The 6764-nt window shown below is 65.9% G+C and carries 7 protein-coding genes and 1 pseudogene; 6 read left to right on the top strand and 2 right to left on the bottom strand.

Going from position 1 to position 6764, the window contains the following annotated elements; all coding sequences use genetic code 11:
- Positions 1 to 238 precede the first annotated feature (238 nt).
- From ER13_RS15060 to ER13_RS15035, 6 genes are all read left to right on the top strand, one after another.
- Complete coding sequence (locus ER13_RS15060; protein ID WP_035310520.1) at positions 239 to 1060, top strand: hypothetical protein; 822 nt, start codon at positions 239 to 241, stop codon at positions 1058 to 1060.
- A gap of 1 nt (position 1061) precedes the next feature.
- Positions 1062 to 2327: a rod shape-determining protein gene (locus tag ER13_RS15055; protein ID WP_035310518.1), complete on the top strand. Its 1266-nt coding sequence runs from the start codon at positions 1062 to 1064 to the stop codon at positions 2325 to 2327.
- A 143-nt stretch (positions 2328 to 2470) separates the two neighbouring features.
- The gene (locus ER13_RS15050) at positions 2471 to 3247 is read left to right on the top strand and encodes an SDR family oxidoreductase (protein ID WP_052005151.1); all 777 of its coding nucleotides are present in this window, start codon (positions 2471 to 2473) and stop codon (positions 3245 to 3247) included.
- Positions 3248 to 3268: 21 nt separating this feature from the next.
- Positions 3269 to 3649, top strand: a complete 381-nt coding sequence (gene folB / locus ER13_RS15045; protein WP_154727030.1) for a dihydroneopterin aldolase — start codon at positions 3269 to 3271, stop codon at positions 3647 to 3649.
- Positions 3650 to 3721: 72 nt separating this feature from the next.
- Positions 3722 to 4810, top strand: coding sequence for an undecaprenyldiphospho-muramoylpentapeptide beta-N-acetylglucosaminyltransferase (murG, locus tag ER13_RS15040; RefSeq protein ID WP_008259100.1), 1089 nt, complete (start codon positions 3722 to 3724; stop codon positions 4808 to 4810).
- A 55-nt stretch (positions 4811 to 4865) separates the two neighbouring features.
- Positions 4866 to 5987: a mechanosensitive ion channel family protein gene (locus tag ER13_RS15035; RefSeq protein ID WP_008262698.1), complete on the top strand. Its 1122-nt coding sequence runs from the start codon at positions 4866 to 4868 to the stop codon at positions 5985 to 5987.
- On the opposite strand, the gene ER13_RS15030 is transcribed toward ER13_RS15035, so the two are convergent.
- Positions 5984 to 6370, bottom strand: a complete 387-nt coding sequence (locus ER13_RS15030) for an endonuclease domain-containing protein (RefSeq protein ID WP_035310524.1) — start codon at positions 6368 to 6370, stop codon at positions 5984 to 5986. The genes ER13_RS15035 and ER13_RS15030 overlap by 4 nt on opposite strands.
- A gap of 70 nt (positions 6371 to 6440) precedes the next feature.
- Positions 6441 to 6764, bottom strand: a pseudogene (locus ER13_RS19075) (hypothetical protein); the annotation flags it as partial.

The raw sequence follows: 6764 nt of genomic DNA, 5'->3' as shown, positions 1-6764 counted from the left end.
GGGGCGAGGGCCGAGTTGCGTCAGTGGCGGACGTCGGCCGTCATCCAGGAGTTAGGCCCACTTTCAAGCAATCCGGGGTGAAGTGCTTTGTGCGGGAGGACGGGCCAATCTTACGAAAGAGAGTACGCGTATAAGCAATTCCCATCGACGCTGATCTATAGGCCGCAACTAGCAGCTTACCGTCGACGACTGCTACTTGTGGTGTCACGATCCGATGTGAATCGCCAAGAGGCCTTTGATGTCGACAATCACCAATCGCAAACGCGCCTTTTCGGACGCCATAACTGTCGACGCTTGGCATGAGGCGTTTGACGGGGCAAGGCGCACCGCCACTCTTCACGCCCACGTAGCTTTTGGCGAAGGTCGGCTCGGTGATCAGCCCGGGATGAAGATTTCATTCCGGCTCGGTCTGCGCCGGGCCGAGGTAATCTTGGTCATCCCCGAGGCCGAGGGGTTGAGCGTGGATAAGTCGTCTGTTGCCCGTAAATCGACAGGTGCTACTTTCAAGGGGCGGACCGTCCGACAGCATCAAGCCGAAACATCCTTTGGCGCGAAGGTGTCGCTGATGCTGGGGATTAACAGCGCCAAGTCCAGCTTAGGTCTCGGGGCAGGCAAGTCCAACCGTAAGGCGCTCAGTCGAGAGTTGGAAACTCTAGCCGAGGCCCCCATGAAAGTTAGCCAGTCAATGACGACTGACGACGAATATCGTTGGGTAATAGAATCTCAGACGGCAGGCCCTCTGGAAGGCTCGCCTTGGGACGCTGACAACGAACCGCGCGTCACTTTAATCGACGACAACGTCGGCAAGCTCCATTTGATCGAACCGTCAGTGAGGATCGAGGTTCGATGTCGGCGCGAGGACCTTTTAATCTCCGATATCGAGATTACTGACAAGAGCCTGCTGAAGGATCTGCCGGAACATAAGTCGTCCCGGCGCAATGAGGTGGCCGCCGAATGCTTCATCCGTGACGAACTGCTGCGCCACGGGCTCGGATCAAGGGATTTGTCCAATCGATTTGCTGCGATTACGCTGATCTCCGTTGTGGCGGATCAAGCCTGATATGGCCGACTGGCAAGACAAAGTCGTCGATCTTCTTCGATCGCCCTGCGACGATCTAGTGAGTCTGGCGCGCTTAGCGGGGGCCAATCCGGCTGATTTTTACCTCGGCGCTGACCTGACGGGCATCGAATTGACGCATGCCGAAGCTCAGGCCCTAGGTGTCGGGGGCTTTGGTGCCGAGCACGCGACGACACCAGAGTCGGTCGAGCCTGAAGCATCGATCCTTGACCAGGCCGAGTTGATCAAAGAGCCGTCGGACGGGCGCAAGGGCTCGGTCGCATTCAACATCGGCTCGCGCCGCACCCAGGTCGCGCGACCCGGCGTGGGAGTGGTGATTGACGAGCCTACATTGGTGGTCGCGCAGCCGCGAGGCAGGTTTCTCTATGGCCAAGAGGCGGCGAATTACTTGGCGGAGGGGCCACTAGAAGCCTCCGGTGCGTGGCCGTTCCAAGCCGATAAAATTGCAGATGTTCCCGACGCTGCAAGACTGATTCGGGAGTTCGCGCGTCGCGCTGGGGGAGCCCGTGCGATTAGTGGTCAGGACGTGCTCTTTTGCCTGCCAGCCTCTGCAACAGGGCATGAGCGCAGAATGATCCTTGAGGCTCTCCGTAAGGCCGGCCTTAACCGCGTTGGGTTTGTCGATGCGCCCCTCGCAATCGCGGTGGGGGCGGGCGCGTCGGTTGATACCCCACGAGCCGCAATGGTGCTGAACGTGGCCGATAGCTTGGCGGAGGTCGAAGTCATTTCTTTGTCAGGGGCAGTCTATGTTAAAGCTGCCAGAGCTGGCACTGAAGTAATGGATCAGTTGATAATAGACCATTGTAGACGTCGCCACGATCTTCTTATCGGCTCTTGGACGGCGGAACGCATCCGCGATGCTGTCGGTGCCGCCTCGACGCCCCGTATGGATAAGTCTTCGGTTGAAGTCAGGGGCCGTTCTCTCTCGACCGGAAAGCCACGCGACATCCTGTTCACTAGCGCCGAAGCCGTTGCCGCGCTCGCGCCAGCTGTCTCCGATATCGTAGAACTGGCGAAACGCGCTATGGAGGCGACGCCAGCCGAGTTGTCGATCGACATTTCTGACTCAGGCTTCATTCTGGCTGGCGCAGGAGCATCCCTAGAGGGCCTAGCGCGCGAACTTTCTAACAGCACCGGTCTTCGTGTTCACGTGCCGGCCGACCCGCATCTAACTGCCATCCATGGATGTGCTTGCCTCATCGCAGATGGCGGCTGGCTGAATAATCCGGCCGTAATGAGGGAGCGATGATTCCAAACCCGCCCCCGCTTGAACCGCGCCCCGTCCCGCTCTAATCGAAGATCAGACACAGGAGCATCCCATGCTGGCTCTCGGCATCATCTTCGGCTTCGTCGCCGTCATCGCGGCGTTCAACGTCTTCGAGTTCGGTCGGGTTGACTGAAGTCCCGGCGGCGCCCGCCGGCGTCGCCCCGGCGCGGGGCGTCGCCCTGGTCACGGGCGGGGCGCGGCGGATCGGGCGGGAGATCTGCCTGACCCTGGCGCGGGCGGGCTTCGACGTGGCGATTCATCATCATGCGTCGGGCGAGGACGCCCGGACCCTGGCCGACGAGATCGCGGGCCTCGGGCGGCGGGCCTGTCTGTTGCAGGCGGACCTGACGGACGAGGCCAAGGTGCGGGCGCTGGTTCCCGCGGCGGTCGAGGCGCTGGGGCCTTTGACGGTGCTGGTCAACAACGCCTCGGTGTTCGAGGACGACCGGGTCGGCGGCCTGACGCGCGACAGCTGGGACCGGCATGTCGAGACCAATCTGCGGGCGCCCCTGGTGCTGGCCGAGGCCTTCGCCGCCCAGGCTGTGGAAGGGGTGATCATCAACCTGCTGGACCAGAAGGTGCTGAAGCCGGATCCGCGCTTCTTCTCCTACAGCCTGTCGCGCAACGGCCTGTGGTGGGCGACCCGGACCCTGGCCCAGGCCCTGGCGCCGGGCATCCGGGTCAATGCCGTGGGGCCGGGGCCGACCCTGCCGTCGATCCACCAGACCCCCGAGGAATTCGCCGCCGAGGCGCGCGGCACCCTGTTGCAGACGCCCGGCAGCCCGCAGGCGGTGGCCGAGGCCGTGCTGTGGCTCATTGACGCGCGGATGGTCACGGGCCAGATGATCGCCGTCGACGGGGGCCAGCACCTGGCCTGGCGCACCCCCGACATCCAGGAGTAGCGCGTGGTCCAGTCCTCTCAGGTGACGCCGTTTCCGGCGGACGAGCCGCTGCGTTTCGAGCGGCTGAGCGTCTTCGTGCGCGGGCTGGAGGTCGAGGCCGGGATCGGGGTCTATGACCACGAGCAGGGGCGGCTGCAGCGGCTGGTGATCGATGTGACGCTGGAGCTGGAGCCGCGGCCGATCGAACGGCTGGGCGACACCATCAACTACGAGACCGTGGCCAATGCGGCGCGCGCCATCGCCGCCGAGGGCCATGTGGGCCTGGTCGAGACCTTCGCCGAACGGCTGGCGCGGGCCTGTCTGGAGGACCGGCGGGTGCGGCGGGCGACCGTGCGGATCGAGAAGCCGGGCGCCCTTCAGGCCGTGATCGCGCCGGGCTGCGAGATCGTTCTGGCGCGCTAGGGCGTCGGTGATCCCGCTCCCTGTCGTCCGGGTTTCAGACTATTCAGACGGTGTTTTTCGGAGACCGCACCCATGACCCAGCTCTGCGTCGTCGCCGCCGGCGGCACCGGCGGCCACATGTTCCCGGCCGAGGCCCTGGCGCGTGAACTGGCCGCGCGCGGCTGGCGCGTGGTGCTGGCGACCGATCATCGCGGCGAGCAATACGCCCACGCCTTCCCGGCCGAGGAACGTCTGGCCCTGGATGCGGCGACCGGCTCGGGTCCGCTGGGCCTGATCAAGGCGGGGGTTCAAATCTTCAAGGGGGTGATGCAGGCGCGCGCGGCCTTCGATCGGCTGGGGGCGGACGTGGTGGTGGGCTTCGGCGGCTATCCGTCGGCGCCGGCCCTGGTGGCGGCGGTGACGTCGCAGCGGCCGACCGTGATTCACGAACAGAACGCCGTCCTGGGCCGCACCAACCGCATCCTGGCCCCCTATGTCGGCGAAGTGGCCTCGTCCTTCCCGACGCTGGAGCGGGCGCCGGCCAGGGTGCAGGGCCGGTCGCACGTCGTCGGCTCGCCGGTGCGGAGCGAGATCCGCGCCCTGTTCGACCGCGCCTATGCGGCCCCGGTCGACGGCGGCCCCATCCAGGTGCTGGTGACGGGCGGCAGCCAGGGGGCGCGCATCCTGTCGGAGACCACGCCCCGCGCCCTGGCCGCCCTGCCGGAAGCCCTGCGCCGTCGTCTGAAGGTGCAGCAGCAGTCGCGGCCCGAGACGCTGGAGACCGCGCGTCAGATCTATCTGGAGGCCGGGATCGAGGCCGAGGTCGCGCCCTTCTTCCGCGACATGGCCGAGCGTCTGTCCAAGGCGCATCTGGTCGTCGGCCGTTCGGGCGCCTCGACCTGCGCCGAACTGGCCGTCGCGGCCCTGCCGTCGGTGCTGATTCCGCTGAAGATCGCCATGGACGACCACCAGCGCCTGAACGCCAAGGCCCTGGTCGACGCCGGGGCGGCGGAGATGGTGCTGGAGGATGATCTGACGGTTCAGGGCCTGACGGTGACGCTGGAGGGACTGCTGTCCGACCCGGGGCGTCTGGCGGCCATGTCGGCGGCGGCGCGTTCGGTCGCCATCCCCGATGCGGCGCAGCGCCTGGCCGATCTGGTGGAGAAGACGGCGAGGGGCTGAACCCCGTTCGCCAAGCTTTGCGGGAACCCATTCGGCGTCAATGCGTCCCTTACGCATGCCTCCTGAAATCACCGCCCTGACCCGCCAGATTCATGACCTGTGGCGCCGGTTCGACTGGCTGCCCGAATGGGCCGTGATCGTGCTGGTGACGGCCGGCTTCGTCGCAGGCGGATGGGTGGCGCACAAGATCGTCTTCATGATCCTGCGGCGGGTGGTGAAGAACCGCGACGTCTTCTGGCGCGGCGTGGTCGAGCGGGCGCGCAAGAAGCTGCGGGTCATGATGATCCTGATCGGCATCGGCATCGGCGTGACCGTCTCGCCAATGGATCCCGCGCCGTCGGCCGACATCCGCGAAGTGCTGCGTTTCCTGTTCGTCCTGACCCTGGGCTGGCTGGCCTCGGGCCTGCTGGACATGTGGTCGGTGATGCACCTGAAGCGGTACAATATCGCCGTCGAGGACAATCTGCTCGCCCGCAAACACCTGACCCAGACCCGCATCCTGCAACGGGTGGCCAAGGTGATCCTGTTCATCGTCACCGTGGGCCTGGCCCTGATGACCATCGCCGGCTTCCGCCAGTGGGGCGTCAGCCTGCTGGCCTCGGCGGGCGTGGTCGGCATCATCGCCGGTCTGGCCCTGCAGCCGATCCTGACGAACATGGTCGCGGGCATCCAGATCGCCCTGACCCAGCCGATCCGCCTGGACGACGCCGTCATCGTCGAGAACGAGTGGGGCAATGTCGAGGAGATCACCGCAACCTATGTGGTGGTCAAGCTGTGGGACTGGCGGCGGATGGTCCTGCCCCTGTCCTACTTCATCTCGACGCCGTTCCAGAACTGGACGCGAGAGAACGCCCGCCTGATCGGCTCGGCCTTCTTCTACGTCGATTACGAAGCCCCGATCGACCGGCTGCGCACGGCGTTCGAGGGGATCGTCAAGGCGTCCAAGCTGTGGGACGGCGATGTCCAGGTGATGCAGGTGACCGACATCACCGCACGAGTGCTTCAGGTCCGCTGCCTGGCCAGCGCCCGCTCCGCCGGCGTCGCCTTCGACCTGCGCTGCGAAATCCGCGAGAAGCTGATGGCCTTCATGCGCGACGAATGCCGTGAAGCCCTGCCGCGCGACCGGCTGGAATGGCCGCAGGTTGAGGAGCGGGCCGTCAGTCCTTCAGCGCCTTAGTCTCCCTCCCCGTCCCGGGGAGGGGGGCCGCGCAGCGGCCGGGTGGGGGCGGCCGCCTCAAGCTCGCGTAAGATGAAGTCCACAACATCTGTCAGGCGATCCCTGACATCGACGGCCGGGATGCGAAGCGTCTTCAACCCCACCTGCAACAGGGCGTCGTCGCGTCGTCGATCCCAGTCGCTGCGCCCCTCGTGCGAACCGCCATCGACTTCAACCACCAGTCCTCGCGAGAGGCAGACGAAGTCGAGATAATAGCCAAGCAGGGGGTGCTGGCGTCGAAAGTGAAAGCCCTGTGCGCGCAGGCGACGCAGCGACAGCCAAAGCCGCGCTTCCGGCGGGCTCATGGATTTTCGCATGGCTCTGGCCTTGGCAATCCTGGCCATTCTGGGCCGCCCCCACCCGGTCTCGCTGCGCTCGACCACCCTCCCCTGAAGGGGAGGGAGAGGCAAGGGGTCAATCCTTCAGCGCGGCTTGACCCTGAAGGATCGCTTCGTCCAGCCTGAGGGTCTCGCGAGCAGCAGCCTCCCCGCACGCCACGGCCATCAGTTCCGCCGCGTCTCCGCCCGGCGCGGCTTCATAGGGCGGGGCGGGGGCGGCCGCCGGCGCGGCCCGCGCCGGCGGGGGGGGGCGCACGCCCCCGGCCTGTCGGTCGGGAACGCCAGCCAGCCCGGGGGGGGCATGCAGCAGACCAACACCGCCGCCGCCGGCCCCCTGATCGCCAAGATCCTCGAAATCGCGGTCTGAGCCATGGCCTATCCGACCGCCGTGAACAGTCAG

The sequence above is a fragment of the Brevundimonas sp. EAKA genome (genome assembly GCF_000698025.1).
GTDB lineage: Bacteria > Pseudomonadota > Alphaproteobacteria > Caulobacterales > Caulobacteraceae > Brevundimonas > Brevundimonas mediterranea_A.
This window is presented reverse-complemented; position numbering and strand designations above follow the sequence as displayed.

Excerpts from the sequence above, each read along its gene's own strand:
- ER13_RS15060 (WP_035310520.1), top strand. The coding sequence starts at position 239 with ATGTCGACAATCACCAATCGCAAACGCGCCTTTTCGGACGCCATAACT.
- ER13_RS15055 (WP_035310518.1), top strand. The coding sequence starts at position 1,062 with ATGGCCGACTGGCAAGACAAAGTCGTCGATCTTCTTCGATCGCCCTGC.
- murG (WP_008259100.1), top strand. The coding sequence starts at position 3,722 with ATGACCCAGCTCTGCGTCGTCGCCGCCGGCGGCACCGGCGGCCACATG.
- ER13_RS15035 (WP_008262698.1), top strand. The coding sequence starts at position 4,866 with ATGCCTCCTGAAATCACCGCCCTGACCCGCCAGATTCATGACCTGTGG.
- ER13_RS15030 (WP_035310524.1), bottom strand. The coding sequence starts at position 6,370 with ATGGCCAGGATTGCCAAGGCCAGAGCCATGCGAAAATCCATGAGCCCG.